At 42.6% G+C, this 24528-nt stretch carries 23 protein-coding genes and 1 pseudogene; 13 read left to right on the top strand and 11 right to left on the bottom strand.

Annotated elements, in window-relative coordinates; translation table 11 throughout:
• The first annotated feature begins 209 nt into the window (after positions 1–209).
• Positions 210–572 (top strand): hypothetical protein, encoded by a 363-nt coding sequence (locus HUN01_RS26790; protein ID WP_069070716.1) that lies wholly within the window; start codon positions 210–212, stop codon positions 570–572.
• A 5-nt stretch (positions 573–577) separates the two neighbouring features.
• On the top strand, positions 578–1009 hold the full coding sequence (locus tag HUN01_RS26795; protein ID WP_069070715.1) for an HNH endonuclease: 432 nt from the start codon (positions 578–580) through the stop codon (positions 1007–1009).
• Between the two features lie 36 nt (positions 1010–1045).
• Here the strand turns inward: HUN01_RS26795 and HUN01_RS26800 are convergent, their stop codons facing one another.
• The 4 genes from HUN01_RS26800 to HUN01_RS26815 form a co-directional block, all read right to left on the bottom strand.
• Positions 1046–1786 carry an amino acid ABC transporter ATP-binding protein gene (locus HUN01_RS26800; protein ID WP_181928697.1) on the bottom strand — a complete coding sequence of 247 codons (741 nt, stop codon included), beginning with the start codon at positions 1784–1786 and terminating at the stop codon, positions 1046–1048.
• A gap of 76 nt (positions 1787–1862) precedes the next feature.
• Positions 1863–3014: an amino acid ABC transporter permease gene (locus HUN01_RS26805; protein WP_181928698.1), complete on the bottom strand. Its 1152-nt coding sequence runs from the start codon at positions 3012–3014 to the stop codon at positions 1863–1865.
• A gap of 142 nt (positions 3015–3156) precedes the next feature.
• Complete coding sequence (locus tag HUN01_RS26810; protein WP_181928699.1) at positions 3157–4083, bottom strand: amino acid ABC transporter permease; 927 nt, start codon at positions 4081–4083, stop codon at positions 3157–3159.
• 79 nt (positions 4084–4162) lie between these two features.
• Positions 4163–5242: an amino acid ABC transporter substrate-binding protein gene (locus HUN01_RS26815; RefSeq protein WP_181928700.1), complete on the bottom strand. Its 1080-nt coding sequence runs from the start codon at positions 5240–5242 to the stop codon at positions 4163–4165.
• A gap of 645 nt (positions 5243–5887) precedes the next feature.
• Between HUN01_RS26815 and HUN01_RS26820 the strand changes: the two genes are divergently transcribed.
• The gene (locus tag HUN01_RS26820) at positions 5888–6445 is read left to right on the top strand and encodes a hypothetical protein (protein WP_181928701.1); all 558 of its coding nucleotides are present in this window, start codon (positions 5888–5890) and stop codon (positions 6443–6445) included.
• Between the two features lie 77 nt (positions 6446–6522).
• Positions 6523–7167, top strand: coding sequence for a DUF3318 domain-containing protein (locus HUN01_RS26825; protein WP_069070711.1), 645 nt, complete (start codon positions 6523–6525; stop codon positions 7165–7167).
• A 370-nt stretch (positions 7168–7537) separates the two neighbouring features.
• Here the strand turns inward: HUN01_RS26825 and HUN01_RS26830 are convergent, their stop codons facing one another.
• Positions 7538–8443: a CoB--CoM heterodisulfide reductase iron-sulfur subunit B family protein gene (locus tag HUN01_RS26830; RefSeq protein ID WP_069070710.1), complete on the bottom strand. Its 906-nt coding sequence runs from the start codon at positions 8441–8443 to the stop codon at positions 7538–7540.
• A gap of 414 nt (positions 8444–8857) precedes the next feature.
• On the opposite strand from HUN01_RS26830, the gene acpP reads away from it, so the two are divergent.
• From acpP to HUN01_RS26870, 8 genes and pseudogenes are all read left to right on the top strand, one after another.
• Positions 8858–9112, top strand: a complete 255-nt coding sequence (gene acpP / locus HUN01_RS26835; RefSeq protein WP_069070709.1) for an acyl carrier protein — start codon at positions 8858–8860, stop codon at positions 9110–9112.
• Between the two features lie 256 nt (positions 9113–9368).
• Positions 9369–10619: a beta-ketoacyl-ACP synthase II gene (fabF, locus tag HUN01_RS26840; protein ID WP_181928702.1), complete on the top strand. Its 1251-nt coding sequence runs from the start codon at positions 9369–9371 to the stop codon at positions 10617–10619.
• A gap of 314 nt (positions 10620–10933) precedes the next feature.
• Positions 10934–12946 (top strand): transketolase, encoded by a 2013-nt coding sequence (gene tkt / locus HUN01_RS26845; protein ID WP_181928703.1) that lies wholly within the window; start codon positions 10934–10936, stop codon positions 12944–12946.
• Positions 12947–13080: 134 nt separating this feature from the next.
• Positions 13081–13374: a hypothetical protein gene (locus HUN01_RS26850; RefSeq protein ID WP_181928704.1), complete on the top strand. Its 294-nt coding sequence runs from the start codon at positions 13081–13083 to the stop codon at positions 13372–13374.
• Between the two features lie 5 nt (positions 13375–13379).
• Positions 13380–13790, top strand: coding sequence for a type II toxin-antitoxin system VapC family toxin (locus HUN01_RS26855; protein WP_181928705.1), 411 nt, complete (start codon positions 13380–13382; stop codon positions 13788–13790).
• 100 nt (positions 13791–13890) lie between these two features.
• Positions 13891–15252, top strand: a complete 1362-nt coding sequence (locus tag HUN01_RS26860; protein WP_181928706.1) for a YopA family protein — start codon at positions 13891–13893, stop codon at positions 15250–15252.
• A 9-nt stretch (positions 15253–15261) separates the two neighbouring features.
• Positions 15262–15480 (top strand): annotated as a pseudogene (locus HUN01_RS26865) (hypothetical protein); the annotation flags it as partial.
• A 325-nt stretch (positions 15481–15805) separates the two neighbouring features.
• Entirely contained in the window at positions 15806–16210 is a 405-nt protein-coding gene (locus HUN01_RS26870; protein WP_181928707.1) for a hypothetical protein, read from the top strand.
• A 459-nt stretch (positions 16211–16669) separates the two neighbouring features.
• Here the strand turns inward: HUN01_RS26870 and HUN01_RS26875 are convergent, their stop codons facing one another.
• From HUN01_RS26875 to HUN01_RS26885, 3 genes are all read right to left on the bottom strand, one after another.
• On the bottom strand, positions 16670–16861 hold the full coding sequence (locus HUN01_RS26875) for a hypothetical protein (protein WP_181928708.1): 192 nt from the start codon (positions 16859–16861) through the stop codon (positions 16670–16672).
• 219 nt (positions 16862–17080) lie between these two features.
• Entirely contained in the window at positions 17081–18817 is a 1737-nt protein-coding gene (locus tag HUN01_RS26880) for a hypothetical protein (protein ID WP_181928709.1), read from the bottom strand.
• 52 nt (positions 18818–18869) lie between these two features.
• Complete coding sequence (locus HUN01_RS26885) at positions 18870–19481, bottom strand: DUF3318 domain-containing protein (protein ID WP_181928710.1); 612 nt, start codon at positions 19479–19481, stop codon at positions 18870–18872.
• A gap of 231 nt (positions 19482–19712) precedes the next feature.
• Here HUN01_RS26885 and HUN01_RS26890 point away from each other — a divergent pair, with 231 nt between their 5' ends.
• Positions 19713–19964 (top strand): hypothetical protein, encoded by a 252-nt coding sequence (locus tag HUN01_RS26890; RefSeq protein WP_084227125.1) that lies wholly within the window; start codon positions 19713–19715, stop codon positions 19962–19964.
• A gap of 76 nt (positions 19965–20040) precedes the next feature.
• Here the strand turns inward: HUN01_RS26890 and HUN01_RS26895 are convergent, their stop codons facing one another.
• The 3 genes from HUN01_RS26895 to HUN01_RS26905 form a co-directional block, all read right to left on the bottom strand.
• On the bottom strand, positions 20041–21684 hold the full coding sequence (locus HUN01_RS26895; RefSeq protein ID WP_181928711.1) for an iron uptake porin: 1644 nt from the start codon (positions 21682–21684) through the stop codon (positions 20041–20043).
• 778 nt (positions 21685–22462) lie between these two features.
• Positions 22463–23131, bottom strand: coding sequence for a phosphate signaling complex protein PhoU (gene phoU, locus HUN01_RS26900; RefSeq protein WP_181928712.1), 669 nt, complete (start codon positions 23129–23131; stop codon positions 22463–22465).
• A gap of 28 nt (positions 23132–23159) precedes the next feature.
• On the bottom strand, positions 23160–24485 hold the full coding sequence (locus HUN01_RS26905; RefSeq protein WP_181928713.1) for a sensor histidine kinase: 1326 nt from the start codon (positions 24483–24485) through the stop codon (positions 23160–23162).
• Between the last annotated feature and the right edge of the window lie 43 nt (positions 24486–24528).

Raw genomic sequence — 24528 nt, forward strand, 5'->3', positions numbered from 1 at the left:
AGTACAATACTATAATAAACGAAAAATATACTAGAAATATTAAGTAGCTATTGAACCTAGTTTAAAGTCTACTCTTCACTAACTGTAAGACTCACTCTTTTTTAACAACCGCCCACACTAATAAAGAAAAGCGAGCGATCGCTCTTTTTAACCAGAAGATGCAGAGCGATCGCAGATACAATCAGAAGTAAAAGGTAAGCAGGTAGAAAATGGCTGAAATTGTCACCCTTCAACTCCCTGAAACACTGGCACAAAAAGCAAAGGAAATCGCTGCTTTCACACATCGACGGCTTGAAGACGTATTACTAGAATGGATTGACCGCGCCATTACCGAACTACCTGTGGAGTCATTACCGGATGAGCAGGTTTTGGCTATGTGCGATATGCAGATGGAAACTCAGCAGCAAGAGGTTTTCAGTGACTTGCAAGCGCGTTACCGAGAGGGACAGCTTAATGATGCAGAAGTTCGTCTACTAGATGAACTAATGCAAGTCTACCGACGTGGCTTAATAAGTAAAGCAAGAGCCTTAAAAGTGGCTGTTGAACGTGGCTTGAAACCAGCCCTCAATTAACAGCAATGGCCCGATTTTACATTCCTGTAGAAATAGAACGTCGTGTTCGTACCGATGCTCGAAATCGCTGTGGCTATTGTTTGAGTCCTCAGCGTTTAGTGATGGCACGTTTGGAAATTGAACACATTATTCCCATATCTAAAGGTGGTAGCAATGATGAATCCAACTTGTGGCTAGCTTGTCCCCTATGTAATCGCTACAAAAGTGATAAAACTACAGGGGTTGATCCAGAAACGAACGAAACAGTAAGGCTATTTAACCCTCGTACTCAAGTCTGGTTTGAGCATTTTGGCTGGAGTGAAGATGGTTTACGTATTGTTGGCAAAACGCCGACTGGTAGAGCAACTGTTGCAGTTCTACATTTGAGTGATGATGCAGATGCACTGGAAGTTCGCAGTTATTGGGTACTTGCGGGTTGGCATCCTCCAGAAGATTGAAGAAACCGCAGAGAGGTGCAAAGTAGCGCAAAGGTTTTAGAGAATTTGCGACAAAAATTTGCGTGTTCTTTCTTCTTTGGGGTGGCTGAAAAATGCGTCAGGGGTGGCTGACTCGACGAGGGAACCGCTATCCATTAAAATAACTCGGTCGGCGACTTCACGAGCGAATCCAACTTCGTGGGTGACGACTACCATTGTCATCCCATCACGGGCTAGACCTCGCATTACATCCAAAACTTCGCGTACCATTTCTGGATCTAAGGCTGAGGTGGGTTCGTCAAACAGCATAATTTTGGGTTGCATGGCTAAAGCACGTGCGATCGCAACCCGTTGCTGTTGTCCACCAGATAACTGTCCTGGATACTTCTGCGCCTGTTCTAAAATTCCCACTCTTTCTAAGAGTTGCATTGCTAATTCTTCAGCTTTTGCCTTTGGCGATCGCCGTACCCAAATTGGTGCTAAAGAGATATTTTGCAGCACTGTCAAATGAGGAAATAAATTAAATTGCTGAAACACCATTCCTACTTCTTTGCGAATCGTTTCAATATTTCGCAAGTCATGGCTGAGGGTAATGCCGTCGATTTCAATTTTTCCTTGTTGATATTCTTCTAAAGCGTTAAATGTGCGGATAAAGGTAGATTTTCCTGAACCAGATGGCCCCATCAATACTACTACTTCTCCACGATTCACTGTCAAGCTCACACCCTGAAGAACGTGGAATTTTCCATACCACTTGTGAACATCTTCAGCAACAATTATTTGTTTTCTTTCTGACATATTATTCAAAACCCTAATAATGAATATTAGTTTTATAACAACCAATAACCAATGACTAATGACTAATGACCAATAACTAATTACTCAACTGTCTCTCTAACCGCCGAGAAGCCAACGACATGGAGTAACAAAATACCCAGTAAATAAATCCAATAAATAGATAAACTTCTGCATATCGGCCAATAAATTGTGGTTGTGCCAATATTGAACGGGCAATACCTGTTAGTTCTACTAATCCCACCAAAGATAATAGTGAAGTGTCTTTAAATAAGCCAATAAACTGACCAACGATCGCAGGAATAACGGTACGTAAGGCTTGAGGTAAGACGATTAACAAAATTACTAAGGCTGTATTTAATCCTAGCGCTTTTGCAGCTTCAATTTGCCCGCGAGGAACTGATTGGAGTCCACCACGCACGTTTTCTGCCATGTATGCAGCACTAAATAAAACCAATCCGGCAATTGCTCGCAATACTCGATCTAAACGCACATCTGCTGATAAAAACAATGGCAGCATTACCTGAGCAAGGAACAAAATTCCAATCAGTGGCACTCCTCTGACGATTTCAATATACAGGATGGAAAACCAACGGACTACGGGTAAAGTGCTTGTGCGCCCTAAAGCCAGTAAAACCCCAATGGGAAAGGAAAGCACAATACTGACTGCTGCCATTAGGAGGGTAAGTAGCAAACCATTCCACAAATTTGTAGATACTGGCTGCAATCCAAATCCACCGCCAATTAGCCAAAGAATGATGGGGAAAGACAATAACCATAATAGGGAAAGCCAAGGAGTTACTACCTTAGTAAACTTTCCTCCAAGCCAAAAACCTACAAATAGTAAAACTGCAATTAACAGTAACCAAAGGCGGGATGTAAAGTCTAGTGGTAAAACAACTAACACAACGCCGATGATAAAAGCAAACAAAGCAATTCCACGTTTTGTTAACTGTTGCTTGCCAAAGAATACACCTAGCGTTATGGCGGCTAAAGTCAAAGCGATCGCCAGCACAATCCAAATTCGCCAATATAGCGTTTGCGGAAATCTACCAACTAAAAATAAAGGTAAATTAACCTGAATTACTGCCCATTGTGCTTGAGTAGTTGCCCAAGTTATAATTCCTCGCACTGCCCAAAATAGCAACACCAAACAGGCAACAGTTAACAAGCTGTTGTACCAAGTACTAAACAGGTTTTTACGTAGCCAAGTTAATTTGTCATTGGTCATTTGTCATTTGTCATTTGTTATTGGTCATTGGTCATTTGTCATTGGTCATTTGTCATTTGTAAAGGCTCATACTTTAACCTCAGAAACTCAATTTTCGAGTTCAGAAGCTCAACTTCCGAGTTCAACTGCTTCCTCATCTCCCTCATCTCTCTTTAATTTGTACACTGCGATTGAATAAATTCATCACTACAGAGATGGTTAAACTCAGGGTGAGATAGGTGAGCATAATCAGTAATATCACTTCTACGGCTTTCCCCGTTTGGTTAAAGGTGGTGGAGGCGACAAAATAAATATCGGGGTAGCCGATCGCGATCGCTAAACTGGTATTTTTGGTCAAATTAAGATACTGACTCGTTAACGGTGGAATGATTACCCGCAAAGCTTGGGGAAAAATCACTAACCGCATTGCTAACCCTGGTTTTAATCCTAGCGATCGCGCTGCTTCCCATTGTCCCTTCGGTACTGATTGAATCCCACCTCGGACAATCTCAGCAATAAACGCACCTGTGTAAAAAGTTAGTCCCAATAATAAAGCTGAAAACTCTGGGGATAAGGTAAACCAAGGAAGTTCTAAGCCATTTTGACTAACGCCAATAAAACCCCAAAGGGATATCTTATTTTCTGTTTTGGGAAAACTAAGAAAAACAGCAAAGTACCAAAACAGCAATTGCAACAGTAAGGGCGTATTACGGAAAATTTCCACGTAAACCATCGTAATATTCCGCACTAGCCAGTTGTCTGAAAGTCGGGCAATTCCAGCACCTACCCCTACAATTGTTGTGAGAAAAATTCCTGCAACCGCCACCCGCAAGGAGTTAATTAACCCCACCCACAAAGCATGACTGTAGGTGTCAGTGGGTTTATAGTTAATCAGCGCCTCGCCAATATCAAAAGATGCTTGTTGCTTAAGAAAATCAAATCCAAACTGAATACCCAATTGCTGCAAATTGCGCTGAAGATTGCCCCACAGGATTACTACTACAATTACTGCTAAAAATACGGCAACTAATTGCAAGACAATCCTCCAAAAGCGGACATCACGCCATATAAGCGGTTTTGAGTTTGTCATTTGTCATTTGTCATTGGTCATTGGTCATTGGTCATTGGTCATTTGGCATGAGTTATTCTCCTCATCTCCCTAATCTCTTCTACCGGAATGGTGGAGAATAAAGTAGTCCGCCTTTGCTCCAGAGTTGATTTTGACCGCGAGCTAGATTAAGTTTTGTTTTGGGGCCGAGGTTGCGATCGTAAACTTCGGCGTAGTTACCAACGTGTTTAATTATTCTGGCTGCAAAGTCGTTTGTTAAGCCCAGTCCTTCGCCAAGGTTGCCTTCGGTTCCTAAAAAGCGCTTAATATCTGGGTCATTACTAGCAGCAAACTGACCTACGTTCTGGGAATTAATGCCCAACTCTTCAGCCTTTACTAGGGAATAAACCACCCACTTGACAGCATCACCCCACCTAGCATCCCCTTTGGCGACTGCTGGTGCAAGGGGTTCTGAAGAAATCACTTCATCGAGAATCACGTTATCTTCTGGTTTGGGTAAAATTGTACCCCGCGAAACTAATGCTGAACGGTCAGCTGTAATGCCGTCGCAACGACCTTCGGCATAAGTAGCAAAGGTAACGTTAACGTCTTCAAAGACAACGGGTTTGTAGGTGATGCTCCTTTTCCGCATTTGGTCTGCTAAGTTCTGTTCAGTCGTAGTTCCAGTTTGAACGCAGATAGCTTTACCTTTCAAGTCTGCTAGGGACTTAATGTTGCTATTTTTGCGAACCATTATGGCTTGTCCATCGTAAAAGACTACAGGTGCAAATTCTAGACCTACAGAGGTATCGCGGCTAAGTGTCCAGGTAGTATTGCGGCTGAGAACGTCTACTTCGCCAGTTTGCAGAGCTGTAAACCGCTCTTTGGAATTGAGATTGCGAAATTCTACTGCATCTGGGTTGTCGAATAAAGCTGCGGCGATCGCACGACAAATATCTACATCAATGCCGCTGTATTTACCGTCAGTTCCCACAAAGCTAAACCCTGGCACTTCACCACTGACACCGCAACTTAACTGACCACGGCTTTTAATGCTATCCCAACGATTTCGAGTTGCTGGTGCTGCTGGACTACTGCCTGGAGTGCCAGGTGTATTTGCTGTTTGCCCTGAATCTCCACTACAAGAGGCGATCGCAAAAACTAGAGGTGCGATCGCTAGAATCAAAGCTGATTTACGCATAAACTTCATAATTACTAGACCAGAAATAATGTATTGCTCACTACAATCATTCAGTGAAAACAATTTGTTGCTTGTAATATAAAACTTTACCAGTCTATGTGCTATTTTTATTCGCTTTTAAAAGCGCAAGAACTGTTTTTACTTATATTTTCAAAAGCCTCAGATGCTACATAGAAATTATTTAAAATTGACTTCAGCTTTCAAGTTTGATTTAAAATCCTGCTCCCATGCTTGTTCTAGCAGTACATTCATTAAAACCATAAGAGAATATTAAAATTTCAGCGAGTTAGTGCTATATCCTTCACCACGGAAGATTTAAAAACAATTCATTATCACTTCTTTAATAATGAGAAAGAATCCTTCATAAAATATCATTCACAGCGCAGAATGATCATCTGTTTTTTCTATTTTTATGCCCAATGCCCAATGCCCCTCAAGAGTGCTGAGTGCTGAGTCATGAGTGCTGAGTGGGGAATCTCACTTTTTTACTCAGAACTCAGAACTCGGAACTCGGAACTATTTTGCCCCATGCCCTAATTGCATACTTCTATGTGATTAGAAGTATCCACACCAACCCAAACAACTACCCTTAGCAGGTTAAACTAGGTCTGGTAACAACTGCTCCACGTTCCTTATGAGGCTTTTATGGGAGCTAACCTCGAACAGATTGCCAACTATTTAGACAACCTTGGTTGGGACTACCGTTTTGATGATGAAGAAGACCGGATTATAACAGGTGTGGAGGCTGATAACCTAGAAGATTTCCTAATAGTTGTCCAGTTAGATGAAGAAGGAAAATTTTTTCGCGTATTTGCCCCTCAAGTTCTAGCAGGAATTCAAGATCATCCCCACAAGGGAGCGATCCTACAGACAATGCTTGCCATTTCCTGGGAAACCAAAATGTTGCAATGGGAGTATGACCCATCCGATGGCGAAATCCGTGCCATTATTGAGTTTCCTCTAGAAGACTCGATTTTGACAGAAAGACAATTTCACCGTTGTCTGAGTGGGTTAATTCAGATTGTCGATGGTATAGCAATACCTCGCCTTAAAGAAGTGATGGCAACAGGTCTTGATCCGGGGAATATAGAACTTGGGGAAAGACTGTTACTCAGTATCCAAGAAGAAGCTCCAGGATTGTTGGATTTGCTGGAAAAGGCAATGGAGGCGAGGAAAAAGCGAGGAAGTTTTCCTAACGAGTGAGACGGATCATCACTTAAATAGCTATACTCCAAAGTGATACCCTCACTATATACTGAAATTTTCTGGGGCTGGATATTATGACATCCTATGCAACCTCCTCTGCCAAAGCGGAAATGAGTGAACTCCGGCGGTTGAAAGGCTTATTACCGCCAGAATTACAGAGCTGGGTCACGGTTGAAGGCACAACTGAGGTCAATCCACCCCTGGTTCGTTGCGAAGAAATTGGTAAAGACCAGGTAGAAATTCAAATTGACTTGGTGAAATGGGATGCCCTCGCAATGGATCAGCGTAATCTGCTGTTCTGGCATGAAGTTGCTCGCGTTCAAAATGACACAATTCCCAAAGATGGTTGGGAAATGGCAGCACTAGCTATAGGTTTAGGTGGTGCTGTAGGCGAATTGTGGGTACAAGATGGATTGCTGCTGGTGTTAGCTTTGTCGCTTTGTGGCGTGTCAGGCTGGCGACTGTACCAAAAGAATAATGGGGAAAAGCAACTAAAAGAATTGCTCAATGCTGATGAGAAAGCGATCGCTTTGGCAACTCGTTTTGGTTATAGCCTCCCCAATGCCTACAAGAGTCTTGGTAGTGCCTTAAAAACCCTGATTGACAATACTCCTAGTAAGCGCCAACGGTCGAGATACGAAGCAAGACTTTCTGCCCTCAAACGCAGTGCCAATAAGGCAAAAGCTAAATCTAAAACTACAGATGAAGGCGCACTCTAGAAACCAGAAATTAGGTTGGGTGGGTATTGTCCACCCTACAAAATACCTAAATTAAGGGACTTGAGATATCTGACAACAAGTGAAATTTATCATCCATTACTAGAAAACAGGGTTCGATGCCCTGTTTTCTAGTTTCTATCCCTCCTCTCTCCTCACTCCACTTCGTTGCGTTGAGGAAGGGGACTCCCACAATTTAGTTGAAACTAATGGTCTGTCCCATTAGTTCTGAAGGGTTATAAAAGTTTGTAGTAAGGACTTTATTCCTGAATTTTTAAGCACTTAAGTGCTTACTACAAACCCAGCAAAATTAATGGGACAGACCACTAAGTATGTGTTCGCTTAATATTGATAGTCGTGAACATTGTTTCCCCTAAAATCCTAATTTTTCCAACACTGGCTTTGTGGAAACAATGTGGCGTTCTAAACCCAATTCTTTTGGACTAACCCCAAGTGCCAAAGCAATCAACTGCGGTAAATGCAACACTGGTAAACCTAGCTTTTGTTCAATTACCTTTTCTACCTCTGGCTGACGCGAATCTAAATTTAAGTGGCACAGAGGGCAAGGTGTAACTATACAATCAGCACCAGATGCTAAAGCGTCCTGAATATGCATCCCCGCCATCTTAAAAGATTGGGTAGTGGCATAACTAGAAAGTGGCCAACCACAACATTGTGTCCGACCTCGGTAATAAATTGGTGTTGCACCCACAGCCCGAAACATATTTTCCATCGCTTCTGGTTGGAACGGATCATCATAGGGCATAGATTTTTGGGCGCGGAGGAGATAACAGCCATAAAAAGCCGCACATTTTAATCCAGTTAACTTTCGGGTGACACGTTTGGTAATTTCCTCTAAACCGTAATCTGTCACTAAAGCGTAGAGAAGATGTTTAACGTCAGTACTACCGCGATAAGGCGAACAACCTTCTTTATGCAACAAGCCATTAACCTGTTCAATGTAGACAGGGTTAGAAGTCTGACATTCTTTCAAGTGTTCGTTGACATGACCGATAACACCTTGACAAGTGCTGCAATGGGTAAGTAAGGGCAGATTTAATTCTTCTGCTAAAGCAATATTTCTGGCATTGACTGTATCTTCTAGCAGTTGGGAATCTTCTTTAAATGTGCCAGAACCGCAGCAAGCAGCTTTTTTAAGTTCAACCAGTTCAATACCTAGTGCTTGGGTAAGGGCTTGAGTTGACTGGTAAAGTTCCCGACAGGCTCCTTGGGCAACACAACCAGGGAAGTAAGCGTATTTGAGTGTCTGAGGTAGCATAGAAGTATGTTTGGGTTAGAGCGATCGCTCTAAACAATAACTGTTTTATCATTCCTTGTTAGCACCGAATTTCTAATGTTGGATGTTTTGCGACCCTTTAACCGTCTAGGTTCAAAGCCGCAGCAGCTACATATTTTTATTGCTAGCAAGGCTGTAAATACTGATAGAGACATTGTAAAAAATTTTAGCAATAATTGGAAAACAAAGCATTTACACGGTGTCGGCAATGGCGTATCAACCTCCACTGCCTAAGTGTTGCCAGAAAACTTGCCAATTCTTTTTATAAGAAAGGTTTTCTAACAGAAAAATCCTTGGCAGTATCCGGGTGATCGCGCTTGACGATAAGATGTATATGCTAAAAACAATGTCTCCTCGTTAGAGGAGATCGTAGCAAGTGGTTAAGGACTTTTATTTATGAGCCAAGCGGAACTTTTTGAAAAGGTCAAGAAAATCGTCGTCGAACAACTCAGTGTTGACCCCCCTGATAAAGTCACACCACAATCCAAGTTTATGGAAGACCTGGGAGCAGATTCCCTGGATACCGTTGAATTGGTGATGGCCTTGGAAGAAGAATTTGATATCGAAATTCCCGACGAAGCTGCCGAACAGATTACATCGGTTCAAGACGCAGTAGATTACATCAATAACAAAGTTACCGCATCAGCTTAATTGGAGATGGGGGATTGGGGATTGGGAAGATTTTTCCCCGCACCTAGTCACATGGAGGTGATGCTCCTAACGTAGCTAACGCCAGTCGCTCATGGTGCAGCCCTGCGGTATTGGGGTTTCCTCAAGTATTCGCGTAGCGTCTCCGAACAGGAGAAACAAGTGGGGTGGAAGCCCCCAACACCACGCTGGCTGACGCTACTTACTCACTAACCCCGAATTTTTTGCCTGCTGCTTTTTCGCCATTTTTAACTGAATCATGACAGATCATACACGTAAACGCGTTGTTGTAACTGGTGTTGGCGCGATTACACCTATAGGTAACACAGCAACAGAATATTGGGATGGATTATTAAGTGGACGCAATGGCATTGACTACATCACATTTTTTGATGCGTCTCGCCATGATTGCCGGATTGCTGGTGAGGTGAAAAACTTCGATCCACATGATTACTTGGAGCGCAAAGAGGCCAAGCGGATGGATCGATTTTCCCAATTTGGGGTCGCGGCAGCCAAACAGGCTCTAGCTAACGCGGAGTTAGTGATCAATGACCTGAATGCAGAACAGGTCGGTGTCATGATCGGTTCTGGCGTTGGTGGCATTAAGGTATTAGAAGACCAGCAAACTATCTACCTCAACCGTGGCCCCGATCGCTGTAGTCCATTCATGATCCCGATGATGATCGCCAATATGGCCGCAGGATTAACGGCAATTCACACGGGTGCTAAAGGGCCAAACTCCTGTCCTGTAACTGCCTGCGCTGCTGGCTCCAACGCCATTGGAGATGCTTTTCGTCTCATTCAAGGGGGATATGCCCAGGCAATGATTTGCGGAGGTACTGAGGCAGCTGTCACACCATTGTCGGTAGCTGGGTTTGCCGCCTGCAAGGCACTCTCTTTTAGCAATGATGACCCAACTAAAGCTTGCCGTCCCTTTGACCGCGATCGCAACGGATTTGTCTTGGGTGAAGGTTCAGGAATTTTAATTCTAGAAGAACTGGAACACGCCCTCAGTCGCGGCGCTCACATTTATGCCGAAATGATCGGCTATGGGATGACCTGTGACGCTTACCATATCACCTCCCCCGTACCTGGTGGATTCGGAGCCGCTAGAGCTATCGAACTGGCCCTTAAAGATGCGGGAATAGCTCCCGAACAAATCAGCTACATTAATGCCCACGGCACTAGCACCCCAGCTAATGATTCAACTGAAACCTCAGCAATCAAAAAAGCCTTGGGAGAATATGCCTACAAGGTAGCAATTAGCTCCACCAAATCGATGACAGGTCATTTATTGGGCGGTTCTGGAGGTATTGAAGCAGTGGCAACAGTACTGGCGATCGCTAATGACCAAATTCCACCGACAATTAATCTGGAAAATCCTGATCCAGAATGTGACTTAGATTACGTGCCTAACTTTAGCCGCGCTCAAAAAGTCGAGGTGGCAATATCCAATTCTTTTGGGTTTGGCGGTCATAATGTCACACTGGCCTTTAAGAAATACGTTTAAAAGAAGTCAGGAGGCAGAAGGCAGGAGGCAGAATTCAGAATTCAGAATTCAGAATTCAGTAGTTTAATCCGACTCTGCTCGTTTGCCCAATGCCCAATGCCCAATGCCCAAAGTATCAGAAATATCATTCCGATATAAAGTAAGCGTTCAGCATGACCCAATTATCAGCTTGATTTATCACCAGAAACTCAGGAGATCCCGCTTGTCCATCGACAAGCGGGAGTGGGATGATGAGGATACTGTGGGGAATCTAAAATAATCCCCAGCAAGAGAAGCTACGAAGAGTGCTAACCCGTCGTTAAAAACAAGAGATTATGGCTGTTGCAACCCAATCCCTCGAAGAACTTTGTATTAACTCGATCCGCTTCTTGGCTGTTGATGCCGTAGAAAAAGCAAAATCGGGACACCCAGGATTGCCAATGGGCGCGGCTCCAATGGCTTTTGTCCTCTGGGATCGCTTTATGAAGTTTAATCCCAAGAACCCCAAGTGGTTTAATCGCGATCGCTTTGTCTTGTCTGCCGGTCATGGCTCGATGTTGCAGTACGCCCTGCTTTACTTGACAGGTTACGATAGCGTCACCATTGAAGATATCAAGCAATTCCGGCAGTGGGAATCCAAAACCCCTGGACACCCCGAAAACTTTATGACCCCAGGCGTGGAAGTCACCACCGGGCCACTAGGTCAAGGAATTGCCAATGGAGTCGGTTTGGCGATCGCCGAAGCACACCTTGCCGCTAAATATAATAAACCCGATACCAAGATTGTTGACCATTACACCTACGTAATTTTAGGTGACGGTTGCAACATGGAAGGAATTTCCGGTGAAGCTTGTTCTTTTGCAGGACACTTGGGATTAGGCAAACTCATCGCTCTGTACGACGATAACCACATTTCCATCGACGGTTCCACAGATGTGGCATTCACCGAAGATGTTTCCAAGCGCTTTGAAGCTTATGGTTGGCATGTTCTGCATGTCAAAGATGGCAATACCGATTTAGAAGCGATCGCCAAAGCAATTGAAGAAGCTAAAGCTGTCACTGATAAACCATCAATGATTAAGGTGACAACTACCATCGGTTATGGTTCGCCCAACAAACAAAACACTGCTGGCGTTCATGGCGCTGCTTTGGGTGCAGACGAAATTGCCTTGACTCGTAAACAACTGAATTGGGAACACGAGCCTTTTGTAGTCCCACAAGACGCCCTCAACCATGCACGCAAAGCAGTGGAACGCGGTGCAGGCTACGAAGGCGACTGGAACAAAACATTTGCCGACTACAAAGCTAAGTATCCCCAAGAAGCGGCTGAATTTGAACGCTACATCAGCGGCAAACTACCCGACGGTTGGGATAAGGTATTACCCACCTACACCCCAGAAGACAAAGGATTGCCCACCCGGAAACACTCAGAAAACTGCCTCAACAAACTAGCGGCAGTTTTACCTGAATTGATTGGTGGTTCGGCTGATTTAACCCACTCCAACTTGACCGAAATCAAGGGCAAGGGCGACTTCCAAAAAGGGCACTATGAAAACCCCAACATCCACTTTGGTGTGCGGGAACACGCTATGGGCGCAATCTGTAATGGTATAGCGCTGCACACTTCGGGATTAATCCCTTACGGTGCTACCTTCTTGATCTTCACAGATTATATGCGTGCTGCCATCCGCTTATCCGCGCTTTCTCAAGCTGGCGCGATTTGGGTGATGACTCACGATTCCATTGGACAAGGTGAAGATGGCCCCACACACCAACCCATTGAAACTCTTGCTTCCTTGAGAGCCATTCCTAATTTATTAGTGTTTCGTCCCGCAGACGGTAACGAAACCTCTGGCGCTTATAAAATAGCGATCGAGAAGGCGAAGGAAAACGCTCCATCTCTGTTGGCGTTCACCCGTCAAAACGTCCCCAACTTGGCAGGTACGTCAATTGAGGGCGTAGCGAAGGGTGGATACACCGTGGTGGATAGCCAAGGTACACCCGATATCATCCTGATTGGTACTGGTTCAGAATTGAGCCTCGCCGTCACCGCAGCCGAAAAACTCACAGCCGAAGGTAAGAAAGTTCGTGTCGTCTCGCTACCTTCATGGGAACTGTTTGAAGCACAGGATGCGGCTTATAAAGAGTCAGTTCTGCCGAAAGCTGTCACCAAGCGTTTGTCTGTAGAGGCTGCTAGCAGTTTCGGTTGGCACAAATACGTGGGTACTGAAGGCGATTGCGTTAGTATCGATCGCTTTGGTGCTTCGGCTCCAGGTGGTGTTTGTTTAGAGAAGTTTGGCTTTAGCGTTGATAATGTGTTAGCTAAGGCTAAACAATTGTTGGGTTAATAGCAACAGAATATTCTCAAAATCTTGTGGGGTGGGCTGAAAGGCCCGCCTTTTTTTTAACGCAAAGGAACGCAGAGGTTCGCTGAGTAAAATTGTTTATAATTAAGATAATTATTTGATAAATGGAGGGAATTATGCCAGAAGTTGCTAATTATCATCAAGAAGTGAGTAATCGCATATCACCAATCGTTGAAAAGCTAATTAAAGGTAATAGCTTATATCAAGTTAAGTTAAACCAACAGGAAATGATAGAAATGTTAGTAGAACTCTTTGGGCAGTTATCACCAGAGGAAATCAGAGCTATAACCGAGCATGAACTGACACGCAGAATTGATAAGATTCTTGTCTTAGAAGCGGTTTCTGGTACGTTAAATGATTTGACCCCAGAGCAAAACAAAATGTACGATGATGCAGTAAAGCGAAAATAGACAAAGTGGCTTATTTATTAGATACAAATATTGTTAGTTACATTTTGAGGAGAAATGCAACTGTTAGTAGGAAACTACGGGATGCTAATCGTTCAGGACAAGAAGTTTTTATCAGTTGTATAACTTATTATGAAGTTAAAAGAGGGCTTTTGTATGTAAATGCTACGAGGCAAATAGCAGAATTTAATCAGTTTTATAGAAAATATGAAGTTTTATTCTTGGATGATATAGAAATTATTGAGAGAGCATGTGAAATTCATGTGGATTTACAACGTAGGGGTTTGAAGATACAAGAACAAGATATACTGATAGCGGCTACAGCGATCGCACGCGGTTTAATTCTGGTTTCCAATGATTCTGACTTGTTGCGGGTTGAAGGACTAAGTTTGGATAATTGGGCAAGAACAGAACCTTGAGTTTGAGAGGATATCACCCTGGCAAGAACTGGCTCAACTGACTTAGTATATTTAAGGATGTAACAGTAAAAATTTATTCAATATACTAACCAGACTCTCAATGGAATCTTTGGAATCGCTTTCTAAACAAGATCCTCCTGCACTTATACCAATTTACTTGACTGGAAAACCTAATCAACCTATCCAACTTTATCAAGGTTCCTTAAAAATTACTCAAGAAGGAACTGTATATGAAGGAAATGGTACTGTTTCCTTTGAATGGCTGCCATCTCCCGATGTTAAGTTCCTGTTTTCAAAATCTAATAATGAGTCCCTTCTTAAACTTGAACTTGGTAAAGGTAATCTAAACCTTTCAGAAATCCAAAGTTCTGCTGAAGTTTGGATTTCTAGTATTCCTATCGACTTTGAGCATCAAAGTGGGGATATTTCAGGTACTCTAAATAAACCAGCAATATTAAGGTCGGAAAATAATTTATCACATATACTCTTTCACCTAACCAACTTTCATAAATTTCACGGGATGGCTATATCAACACCAAGGCAAATTTGGTGGGGTAGGCTTATATTAAAAGCTGAGAGTTGGAGTGCTTCCATTGACAGCCTGCAAAACCTCGGAGATATTATAAAGTCTCTTGAATCAAAAGGAGGCTACGCCATAACTCATGTGGGGAAACTTGAACGTTCCGATAAAAAGCCTTTTACAACAGAGGAAGCTGATGATATATTAGAAGCTTTGCATTGGTTTCTCTCTTTTTCTAGAGGCTTTAGGACTTCTCCCATTCTATTAGTCGGTTATGACAACAGTGGGAAAAAGGTTTGGGAAAACTGTACTTCTTATACAACATCACCCTGGCGAAGTGTGCATTCGTGGTTTGCAGATTCACAAGATTCTTGCAGTCTCGGTAAACTTTTTCCAGGTTTCCTTAATCGCTGGCGAAGTACTACTTGGAATCAGCCAATAAGGTTTGCAATCCATTGGTATTTGGAAAGTATTGCTCAAGCCGGAGCTGTACAAGGTTCCATTGTTTTGATGCAAGCTGCTTTTGAAATCCTTGCTTGGACTCTTCTAGTGGAAGAAAAAGCTATCATCAGTCAACAAGAATTTAAAAAACTTCCAGCAGCTGAACAACTAAGACGTCTCCTTTCACAGTGTGGTGTCCCGCTAAAAATACCTGACAGCTTAACTGAATTGCTCAAAGCCTCAAAAGAATTAAATTGGGTTGATGGCGCACAGGCTTTAACAGAGATACGTAATGCAATCGTTCATCCTAATCCAAAAAAGCGTCAAAAATATCTTAACCGACCCTTTCCAGAACAGATAGATACTTATAAACTTGGATTATGGTATCTAGAACTCATTCTGTTAAATCTTTTTGAGTACAAAGGCGACTACTTCAACCGTATAGCAAATAAGGAATTTTATCAGGAAAATATCGAAGCTGTTCCTTGGGTTAAAAAATAAACTGAAGCGATGGGTGTGGAATTAGGAATTTGGCAAGGTCAATATCAGAATCTAGAATTACCTTGGTTGCGCTGGTGGAAGAATTAGGGTAATTTGCTACAAGAAGGATGGGAGCGATCGCGCTTCTGCTTGCTGCGATCGCAACGCTTGGCTGCTAAACTAAGAGAATTAAATATTAACCTCGACCAGTTAGTTTCGTTATTTTGGCAACTATCTTTAGATAGATAGGGTAAACAGTACGCGATTGATCATCAGAAATCGCTTGCTAGTACTGAAAAAATAAAACTTTCATATCTAAAAATAGATACTGCATCTTTAGTTTATTTTGTCAATGTGTAATCTCTAGTATCGTCTAATAAATCAGCAAGGCCTTCTCAGGACTTAATCTATATTCATGCTTTCAGTGGATGCAGTTATGACTTTGCAAATGCAATGATATATATGTCCTCAAACAATAAATAGTTGCTGTTGTCCAAGTGAAAAATATGATTTTCTCTGACTCCAGTAACTTCGGCTTTATCCAAATTGTTTGATGTTTTGAGAAGGTAACACAATGAATAATATCCTAAAGCGCACACTTCTACCCAGCCTCATGGCTGCAAGTTTAGCTGGTGTAACTATAATTCCCGCTAAACCAGCTGCTGCTGATGACCAAGTATTAAGAGATGCAGGTATTGGGGCTGTTACCAATGTAGTCACCGGAGCAGTTAGGGGAAATGGTAGTGTATTAAACAATGCTGTTAAAGGTGGTGTCACTGGTGCAGCTGTCAATGGTGCAAATGGTCTGAGAAACACTCGCAATCGCCGTAACCGGAATGTTGTTCAAGATGTCGGAGTCGGTGCAGGCGCTAGCGCAGTAACTGGTGTAATTACTGGCGATAGGAAAGATACATTAGGCAATGCTGTTGATGGTGCAGCCGTAGGTGCAGCAATCCATCTATTAACCAATGGCAAATAATTAGTAAATTCATCAGCCGAAATATTTTCCAACGGTTAACGAAATTATCCCTCCCTAATTCCTCTCCTTCCTAAAAGAAGCAAACCCAGCCTCTCTTCCCTAGTAGGGAAGGGAGGTTGGTGAGTTAGATTTATCAAACAGAATTCAGGAGTCAGGAGTCAGAATTCAGCAATGTTTTCTGTATAACTGGTGGATAGCGTAGCGTAAAGCCTTCTCTTTCAGAGACGCTAACGCGAACAGCATGGCTTCGCTTAGAGCGAGTATTTTCGAGTCGCGTCTGAATAACCGGGTTTAATACCCCCCACAAAATCTACGATTTGGTGGTGCAACAATTCCTGCGCCGGTCTGAATCCCCGACTGATTAGATTCTGACTCCTGAATTCTGACTTCTGAATTCTTCTTCAATTGAGATATATACCACCGTCAAGATTCAGATGACCTTAGACTTAATAGTCAACTCTAGCCCTTCAGTGCCTTTCTAAAGTTTCGACGATAGGATTGATTTGTAATAAACAAAGCTGGCCATAGCAAAGATAAACCAATACGATTGGTCAAAGTTGGATTAAAATTTGTCCGCCCAAACCCATTCCAAAACTTCCAAACGCCGCCTCCGTAAACCACTAACAAGGCAAAAATAATCAAGTTACCCATTATTCCTATCAACTCCGTTAGTAACTGACAGAATTTAAGTTAAGTTTTACCACACGAGGTAAGCACTTTATAACCCAACACCGAGAAGGTATGACTAAACTCCTCACTCTCGGACATCTAAGTTAGTTAAACACACATTCTCTTATTACAGTGTAGATTAGCCTCATGCATAGCAGCTAGTTATCAGCGCTGGCAAGCTAGCTAAAGGATGCAAAAGTGTTATTTTTGGGGTGTTTTGGCGACACATTTTGCTTGTATAACAATTAAGCCCTTAGTTTCTAAGACAGAACAACGCTGTAAAATGCCTAAGAGAGCAGGATTAGTTCCTTGCTGTAGCTTTAATGAAATATCTTTTGCTATCGATTGCCACTGGATAAACCAAGGATTTATGGTGATATATTCAGGTGTAAATGCTGATTCATCCAGTACAAAAAAGTCTACCCCATATTTCTGAATAAAGTTTTGTACTTCTGCTAAATTATCGCTGTATTGAGCGCGAATCAGATCAGTAGCTCGTTCGGTAATCTGGTTATCATAACCCACATGATAAGGAGCAGAGTATTCCCAGCCGATCAAGATAGACCTTTTAGAAAACGTAGGGACATTATCTATATTTTCTGACAAAGAGGCAATGAGAATGTCTTTAGGTTGTTTCTGAAAAAACTCATAAATTAGTGGGTTTTTTTCTACCCGATAGAGGCTAGTTGGGAAATTTTTCAACAAGCATGGATAAAAGAAAAGTAAAATTCCTAATAAACTTGTAAATCCTAACACTAATATCTGTCGCCCAGATGAATACTCTCGATGCTGCTTTGCCCATTGAAAAACTGCATCTAAAATCGCCACTATTACTATACCTGTGGCAATAATCACTATAAATTTTAGAGTATACCTTGTGTATCGGGCTGGAGAATAAAGTTTATAAAGTAGTAAATGAGCAAGCCCAAACATTACCACAGATGCCAGAGCAATGTGAGGTAAAACTTTGACCTTATCAGTAACTTGCTTAGTTAACGGAAAATGTTGAGGATAGTGGAGGATAATAGGTAAAAATAATCCAATTATGTTTAATGGATGTTCCAAAACATTTGGAATTAGGCCACTGTGCTGATTCAGCAACCAAAACCAAATTAGATCATCACTGAAAAAAGAGATTCTTCCTGTTTCTGCAAGTCCTGGTAATTCTCTGGCTGCTACTCCTGCAATACTTGGCCCAAATTTAGAGTAACTTAAGGCGTAAGGCAACATAAATATTAGACAAGTTACCAATCCAGTAACGGAAAATAGGTAATCACGGCGATTATTAGATAGCTGAGGTAGCTTTTCTTTCCAATGCCAAAGCCTTAATATTAAAATTCCGGCGATGATTAACAAAAACGGGGGATAAAACAATCCTACTAATGCGATCGCGCCCAAACATGGTAGTAGAGATTGCCTTAATAAATAGTATAAAAACGCTATAAAAAATACAAAAATAAATGATCTAGGCGACGCAGAAACTAAATCGTCCCTCATGGAGAGGTTTTGAGCCAGTAACAATGTACTGATAAAAGCTGCCGTGGGCACTGGAAATATTTGCATACATAATGGAAACCAATAACAGATAGTAAGTATTTTCAATAAAACTGGCAATAATTTACTAAATAAGAGTGGCTCAATACCCAGCATTGCTACTATCTTATAAAGATGAGAAAATCCCACTGGGGTTACTGATTCAAAATAGTCGGCGATTAAGTCATTTGGTAGTATGTCTGGCTCTAAAAATCGCTGCATCCAAAAAACATATACTCGCGCATCATCTTGCACTGCATATTTGTTGCTGAACGCTTGCTGTAGTTCTAATAAACTATAAAATATGGCAAAGATTAGGTTTAAACCAAACCAAAATCTCATCTGAAACTTAGATGTATTGGCATCAGTCGCCGTCAAAAACTTATGCAAGCTTGTTATCTGCATTTATATAAAGCCTTTTCAGTTTAAAGGTGCTACAAATGAGCAGCACTGACGTTTATTTTTCCTTGTTATAACTTTCTGGCATACCCACTGGTGATAAACCTGCGATCGCTCGTAAGTTTTGGCAACGAATCAACTCAGTAAAATTTAAACTGGAACGCCCTTCAATTTTGGCTACCACTTCAATGGCAGATAATAGGTGCTGCGCTGCCTCAACTTCTGAATAACCGCGCCGCTGTGCTATTTTAATTGCTGCTGCATCGGCATTTAACTCTGACTCTTGAGATTTATTAGTGCGCCAGATCCGCAAAGCCGCGATCGCACTTAATCCCCCAGCGACACCTACACCCACCACATCTGACTGTGCTGCTTCCAAGAATCCGCCTAACAGCCCGGCCAGCACCACACCTTGATAAATGTCGGGTTTAAACCACTTCACCCCCGTCAACCAGCTAACCATCTGCAACAGCAGCAAATCTCGTTGCGGCTTTGTCAAGCGACGCCACAAATCGAAATTAATATATATTGGTCGCCCTTGATTCCAGGGTTGGGGAAAAGAGGCATCAATCACTTTTGCTTGCTCCGGCTTACTAACAAGTTTTGTCGTCATCCGACCAGAAGCAGGCATCACATCTAACAAACGGCGAATTTCAACATTTGGCTCCATAAATTTAATTATTAGTCATAATGTGCATAGTAACTAGGTGTGTAAAAAATAAACTTTTCGTGTTAACCTTTGATTTGTGAGATGCTTCCGCAGTCTTGAATAGATTCAGATCAAGCCTAAAAATATTGATTAAGCAGTTTGATAGTGTGGCGGGATTTTATAGTATTCGTTTGCCGCCAAATTCCAAACCTCAAAGTTTTGGATAACCATTAAGACTACACTTTTAACGACATGGATGCTTTTGTTCCTATCCCGCCTGAATGGACGAATAAAGCAACACACGCTTATGAGTTTTGCTGTCCTAACTGCCACTCCAGTAGCCTGGAAGCTGAAAAAGTTTGGCTAAATAGGCGATCGCCTGTACTTACAGAAGACCGTCGTCGCAAATGGCAAGAGTTTTATTACTGTCACTGTGGTTCTGTGTGGTGGGCTTGGAGTAGCGATCGCCCCCCAAAAGATATTACGACGGTTCCCATAGATTGAAAAATCCAAACAAAACCCCACCTCAAGGTGGGGTTTTGTTTATCTAATTCTGAGCGTTATTTCCGATTCCCCGATTTTAGAAGGAGAAAGTAGTACGCAGAGTACCAACATAGACAGTATCATTCGCGTCGTTATGATCAGGATTGAAGATAACTAACAAGCCAGGTGTAACGGAAATATTATCGCTGACCTTTAAGCGATAAAGAGCTTCTGCGTGATAAGAGGTGTCTAGATCCTCTTGCTCTACACCACCGGGAGCAAATTCACTGCTAGTTACTCTGGGTGATTGACCAAAGATGAAGCCAAGCAAACTGCCTTCTCTGCCAAAGTCCTTTAGACCAAGAGTAGCAGCCCAGTAAAACACATCTGCACTTTGTCCAGCAGCAGCACCAGTTCTAGCTTCCACATTGCTGAAGCCTGCCCAACCGCCAACAGTTAACTTAGAGCTAGGTCTGAAGTTAGCTTGTACACCATAATGGTTGGAATCAATACGACCACCTCCAAATGGATCATTCGCTAGGAAACTGCCTGTACTTCCGAAGACGTTAGGATCTTCTTGATAACTGCGAGCATAGGTCAGACCTATGTTCAAGGCTTGGCTTGGCTGGAAAGTTAATTGACCAAAAATAGTACTATCACCATTGAACAGTCCATTATTTTCATCAGGATCGATACCACTGGTAGTAGGACTGTTAGCATCGTTGGATAGATAAGCAGCAGACAAGCTGATAGCGCCTTTAGGGTTAAAAGTGACAGTCAAACCAGCACCATCAGCACCTTGGCGATAGATGGGGCTGAAACGTCCATAGCGTGAGATAGCACCTCTACCAGAACTAGAAAAGTCAGGATTGAAGTTGTTGACGTTTTCGTATAACTCAGCACCAGTCACGTCAAGTTTTACACGTATGGCATCACCAAAGTTGAAAGCGTAGTTAACCTTATCAATCACAACATCGTTGCCAGTATTCTCTTCAAAACCCAAACGGCTCATGAGAGTACCAGTTTGACCACTATTATTGATGATATTCCCAGCATTCAACCGGATTTGCAGTTGGTCTGTACCAGTGAAACTGCTGTACAAGTTCAAACGAACTCGGTTAGAGAAAACGGTGTTGCTCTCTAAATCAGGATTATTGTTAGGGTCAGCGTCCTGATCAGCCACTGTGTCACCAAAAGCCTGAGACACATTAAAAATTGCTTCCCCAACCAACTTGGTGGTAGTGGAGAATTGATTGGCTTCCAACTCAGAAGTGCGGGCTTCTAGAGCATCCACACGACCGCGCAGGGTTGCGAGTTCAGCAGAAAATTCTTCTTGTAAGCGCTGTAAAGTAGCTAGGTCTTGTTTGCTGACCAAATCAGCGGTAGCTGTAGCAATCAGTTCGTTAACTCGGTCTAAACAGGCATTCAAACCTGCGGCAAATTCATAACGGGTCAAAGCACGGTTACCACGATAGGTACTGTTGGGATAACCTGCAATACAGCCGTAACGCTCAACCAAGGATTGTAAAGCTTGGAATGCCCAATCTGTGGGCTGCACATCTGAAAATTGCGAAACTGATGTTACCTGGCTCATGTTGTTAGACTCTTGAGCTTCAGATAACTGGGCAACATTTGTTAATTGCTCGTTGACTTCAGCTGCTAAGGCACTATTCGCTGCGAAAAATGTAGCAGCGACAACAACCGGACTAATCTTGAAAAGATTCCAGAATCGTTTTGTCATGTTTTTCCTTTCACTCACACCTACACAAATCCAGTGATTATAAAATGCTTATAACACTTTATTTTCGGGGATTTTACACACAATCACAGTGATCATTATACCTTTATCTTGTGATTATTACAAGTTAGTTAGCATATTGCCGAACTATATTTTTTAATTAATTTATTTGGGAAGCGCAAAATCTGCGGCGTTTCTGACGTAAAACAGATAGACACGGAATTTTTTATTTGTTTATCCCTTACCTTAATTGTGCAAGTTTAAGAATAGGTAAGCTTTTAGTAAAATATATAGTTAACTTATTTTTAATAAGAAAGAATTCAGGAGACAGAATTTAGAATTGGATTCTAGGCAACTGCTGGATAGGGCACTGGTAGTAAGTCCGCCAGCGTCTGAATAAACGTGTCTAAGTCCCACACTCAATCTAAGATTGAGTGGTCAACAAGAGAATGGCGGGTCTGAATCCTTGACTCAAAGATTGCTGAATCCTGAATTCTTTTTCAATTGGTATTTTCTGAAGACTAAGTAACGCGATGTGCAACTTATTCTTGGAATTCCACTTCCATTCCTCTCCCCGAAAGGTCGAGAGGCTTTGATTCTTGCTCCCCTTCCCTTGCAGGGAAGGGGCTGGGGGTTAGGTTTGAAAGAAAGTCGCACACGGCGCTAAGTAAGTATGTAGGCGCAAATAGTTAGAAGATACAGCAGTTTGCAATGCGCTTATTTTGGCTGGATTTAGATCCCCGACTTCTTGAATCAGTCGGGGATCGGGGCAGTAGGTTAATTAAGAGCGTTGACCGGTGACAATATATGCTACCCTTTGACCGATATTAGTGGCATGATCTGCCATGCGTTCCAAACAACGAATTGCCAGTGCTAGCAGTACAATTGGCTCGACCACACCAGGCACATCCCGTTGTTGAGCTAAAGTCTGATAAACGCGATCGTAAGCATCGTCTACAGTATCATCTAGGTGCTTTAAACGGCGTCCGCCGGCTTCATCGAAATCTCCCAAAGCCTTCAAGCTAGTTGCTAGCATGGCCTGCGCGTGAAGGGACATAGCCTCAATGTCGGGCATTGATGTATGAGGCTCATAAGGAAAAATTTTAATCGCAATCTCAGCTAAATCCTCAGCATAATCGCCAATGCGCTCTAAGTCTCGCACCAACTGCATAAAGGCACTTAAGCAGCGCAAATCTGGGGCTGTAGGCGCTTGTAGCGTCATAATCGCCGTACAGTCTGATTCGATTTGTCTATAAAAGCGATCAATCTTTTTATCTAATCGAGGAAGTTCTTCCGCTGCTGTTAAGTTACGAGCAAATAACGCTTGGTGGCTGAGGCGAAATGATTGTTCTACCAAAGCACCCATACGTAATACATCCCGTTCTAAACGCCTAATGGCGCGTGCGAGTTGTGGTCTTTGAGGATTGGGATTGTAATGGACAGCTTTCACACTTGTGATCTCAAAGGTGAAGATATTATTAACTATAGTCTTGGCTTAATGAGTTTGCCATAACTTCAGGAAATTGGAGTTGCATCCACGCACCGCCAGTTTCGGGATGGTTCATCGCTTTGATTGAACCACCGTGGGCAATTAGAATTTGCTCAACGATCGCTAAACCTAAACCATTGCCAACGATCGCTCCTATGGAGTTACTATCTTGTGGGGAATGGGTTCGCGCTTTATCTCCTCGATAAAATCGCTCAAAAACGTGGGGCAAATCTGCCTCAGAAAACCCAACTCCAGAATCAATAAGATTTATTTCTAAGATTGGGGAAGCAGCATCGCCCTCATTATTATTCGTCGATTGGATTTTTGCTTCGACGTGAATGCTTGTACCAGGAAGACTGTACTTAATGCTGTTGTCTAGCAAGTTGAGAAAAACTTGGTAAATACGGGCTTGATCTGCCTTAATCCAAAGATTTTCTGGGCCAGAATAAGAAAAAGACAGATGTTGACGCCCTGCCAAGGGTTCTAGTGTTTCCCAAACAGATGCAATCAGCGATCGCAATTCTACAACTTTGGTTTGTAATTGCATCGTTGGGTTTGCTTCCATTTGAGTAAGGTCTAGCCAGCTTTGCACTAAGTTAATTAGCCGATCAACTTCCTGCATCAAGCGGTTCACCCAACGATTTAAAGGTGGTTCCAAGCGGGTTTGTAAAGTTTCCGCAACCAAGCGAATCGAAGTCAGTGGTGTTCTGAGTTCGTGGGCTAGATCAGAAAAAGAGCGATCGCGTACTTGATTTATATCCAATAGGGGTTGACGATTTTCTAAAAAGACTCCCACTTGTCCATTGGGTAAAGGCAAGCTAGACGCCCGCAAAGCCAAAGATTTTCTTGCTGCCATCTCTGCCGCATCATCACAAGATGGGTGAAATATCCATTCTCCCGTCTGTGGTTTTTGCCAATCACGAGTTTGCTCAATTAAATGGTCAAGTTCATAAGACCTTACCAACTCCAGTAACAAGCGCACCTGTTCTGGTTGCCACCTTTGCAGATACAAAATTTCCTGCGCCTGTCGATTACACCACAGCAGTTGATTTTCCTCATCTACCTGCAAATATCCTACTGGTGCAAAATCTAGCAGGTCTTGGTAAGTTTGCAACGACTGCTGCAAATCTTGCCGCTGCTGCTTCACCATTGCTATTTCCTGCCGCAACCCAGGAATTAGCAGCAGTCCCATCTTATAAGAATGGGGGGTTAACGGTCGGATTAAGCGCCCCAGGTAGCGGTTAAGTTGAACCTGTTGCCAAATCCAAAACCCAATGCCTACCGCTAAACCCAGAAAAAATCCCAATAAAAGCATTTGAGTTGTTAGTTTTTTGGTGACTATTAAAAACTAACAACTA

It is taken from the genome of Nostoc edaphicum CCNP1411 (assembly GCF_014023275.1).
Taxonomy (GTDB): domain Bacteria; phylum Cyanobacteriota; class Cyanobacteriia; order Cyanobacteriales; family Nostocaceae; genus Nostoc; species Nostoc edaphicum_A.

Bases quoted from the DNA above. Each gene is read 5' to 3' on its own strand.
- HUN01_RS26875 (WP_181928708.1), bottom strand. From the start codon at position 16,861: ATGGGTAACTTGATTATTTTTGCCTTGTTAGTGGTTTACGGAGGCGGC.
- acpP (WP_069070709.1), top strand. From the start codon at position 8,858: ATGAGCCAAGCGGAACTTTTTGAAAAGGTCAAGAAAATCGTCGTCGAA.
- HUN01_RS26885 (WP_181928710.1), bottom strand. From the start codon at position 19,481: ATGGAGCCAAATGTTGAAATTCGCCGTTTGTTAGATGTGATGCCTGCT.
- HUN01_RS26800 (WP_181928697.1), bottom strand. From the start codon at position 1,786: ATGTCAGAAAGAAAACAAATAATTGTTGCTGAAGATGTTCACAAGTGG.
- HUN01_RS26825 (WP_069070711.1), top strand. From the start codon at position 6,523: ATGACATCCTATGCAACCTCCTCTGCCAAAGCGGAAATGAGTGAACTC.
- HUN01_RS26805 (WP_181928698.1), bottom strand. From the start codon at position 3,014: ATGACCAATGACAAATTAACTTGGCTACGTAAAAACCTGTTTAGTACT.
- HUN01_RS26830 (WP_069070710.1), bottom strand. From the start codon at position 8,443: ATGCTACCTCAGACACTCAAATACGCTTACTTCCCTGGTTGTGTTGCC.
- HUN01_RS26860 (WP_181928706.1), top strand. From the start codon at position 13,891: ATGGAATCTTTGGAATCGCTTTCTAAACAAGATCCTCCTGCACTTATA.
- HUN01_RS26890 (WP_084227125.1), top strand. From the start codon at position 19,713: ATGGATGCTTTTGTTCCTATCCCGCCTGAATGGACGAATAAAGCAACA.
- fabF (WP_181928702.1), top strand. From the start codon at position 9,369: ATGACAGATCATACACGTAAACGCGTTGTTGTAACTGGTGTTGGCGCG.
- HUN01_RS26850 (WP_181928704.1), top strand. From the start codon at position 13,081: ATGCCAGAAGTTGCTAATTATCATCAAGAAGTGAGTAATCGCATATCA.
- tkt (WP_181928703.1), top strand. From the start codon at position 10,934: ATGGCTGTTGCAACCCAATCCCTCGAAGAACTTTGTATTAACTCGATC.
- HUN01_RS26895 (WP_181928711.1), bottom strand. From the start codon at position 21,684: ATGACAAAACGATTCTGGAATCTTTTCAAGATTAGTCCGGTTGTTGTC.
- HUN01_RS26795 (WP_069070715.1), top strand. From the start codon at position 578: ATGGCCCGATTTTACATTCCTGTAGAAATAGAACGTCGTGTTCGTACC.
- HUN01_RS26820 (WP_181928701.1), top strand. From the start codon at position 5,888: ATGGGAGCTAACCTCGAACAGATTGCCAACTATTTAGACAACCTTGGT.
- HUN01_RS26815 (WP_181928700.1), bottom strand. From the start codon at position 5,242: ATGCGTAAATCAGCTTTGATTCTAGCGATCGCACCTCTAGTTTTTGCG.
- HUN01_RS26790 (WP_069070716.1), top strand. From the start codon at position 210: ATGGCTGAAATTGTCACCCTTCAACTCCCTGAAACACTGGCACAAAAA.
- HUN01_RS26880 (WP_181928709.1), bottom strand. From the start codon at position 18,817: ATGCAGATAACAAGCTTGCATAAGTTTTTGACGGCGACTGATGCCAAT.
- HUN01_RS26870 (WP_181928707.1), top strand. From the start codon at position 15,806: ATGAATAATATCCTAAAGCGCACACTTCTACCCAGCCTCATGGCTGCA.
- HUN01_RS26905 (WP_181928713.1), bottom strand. From the start codon at position 24,485: ATGCTTTTATTGGGATTTTTTCTGGGTTTAGCGGTAGGCATTGGGTTT.
- HUN01_RS26810 (WP_181928699.1), bottom strand. From the start codon at position 4,083: ATGACAAACTCAAAACCGCTTATATGGCGTGATGTCCGCTTTTGGAGG.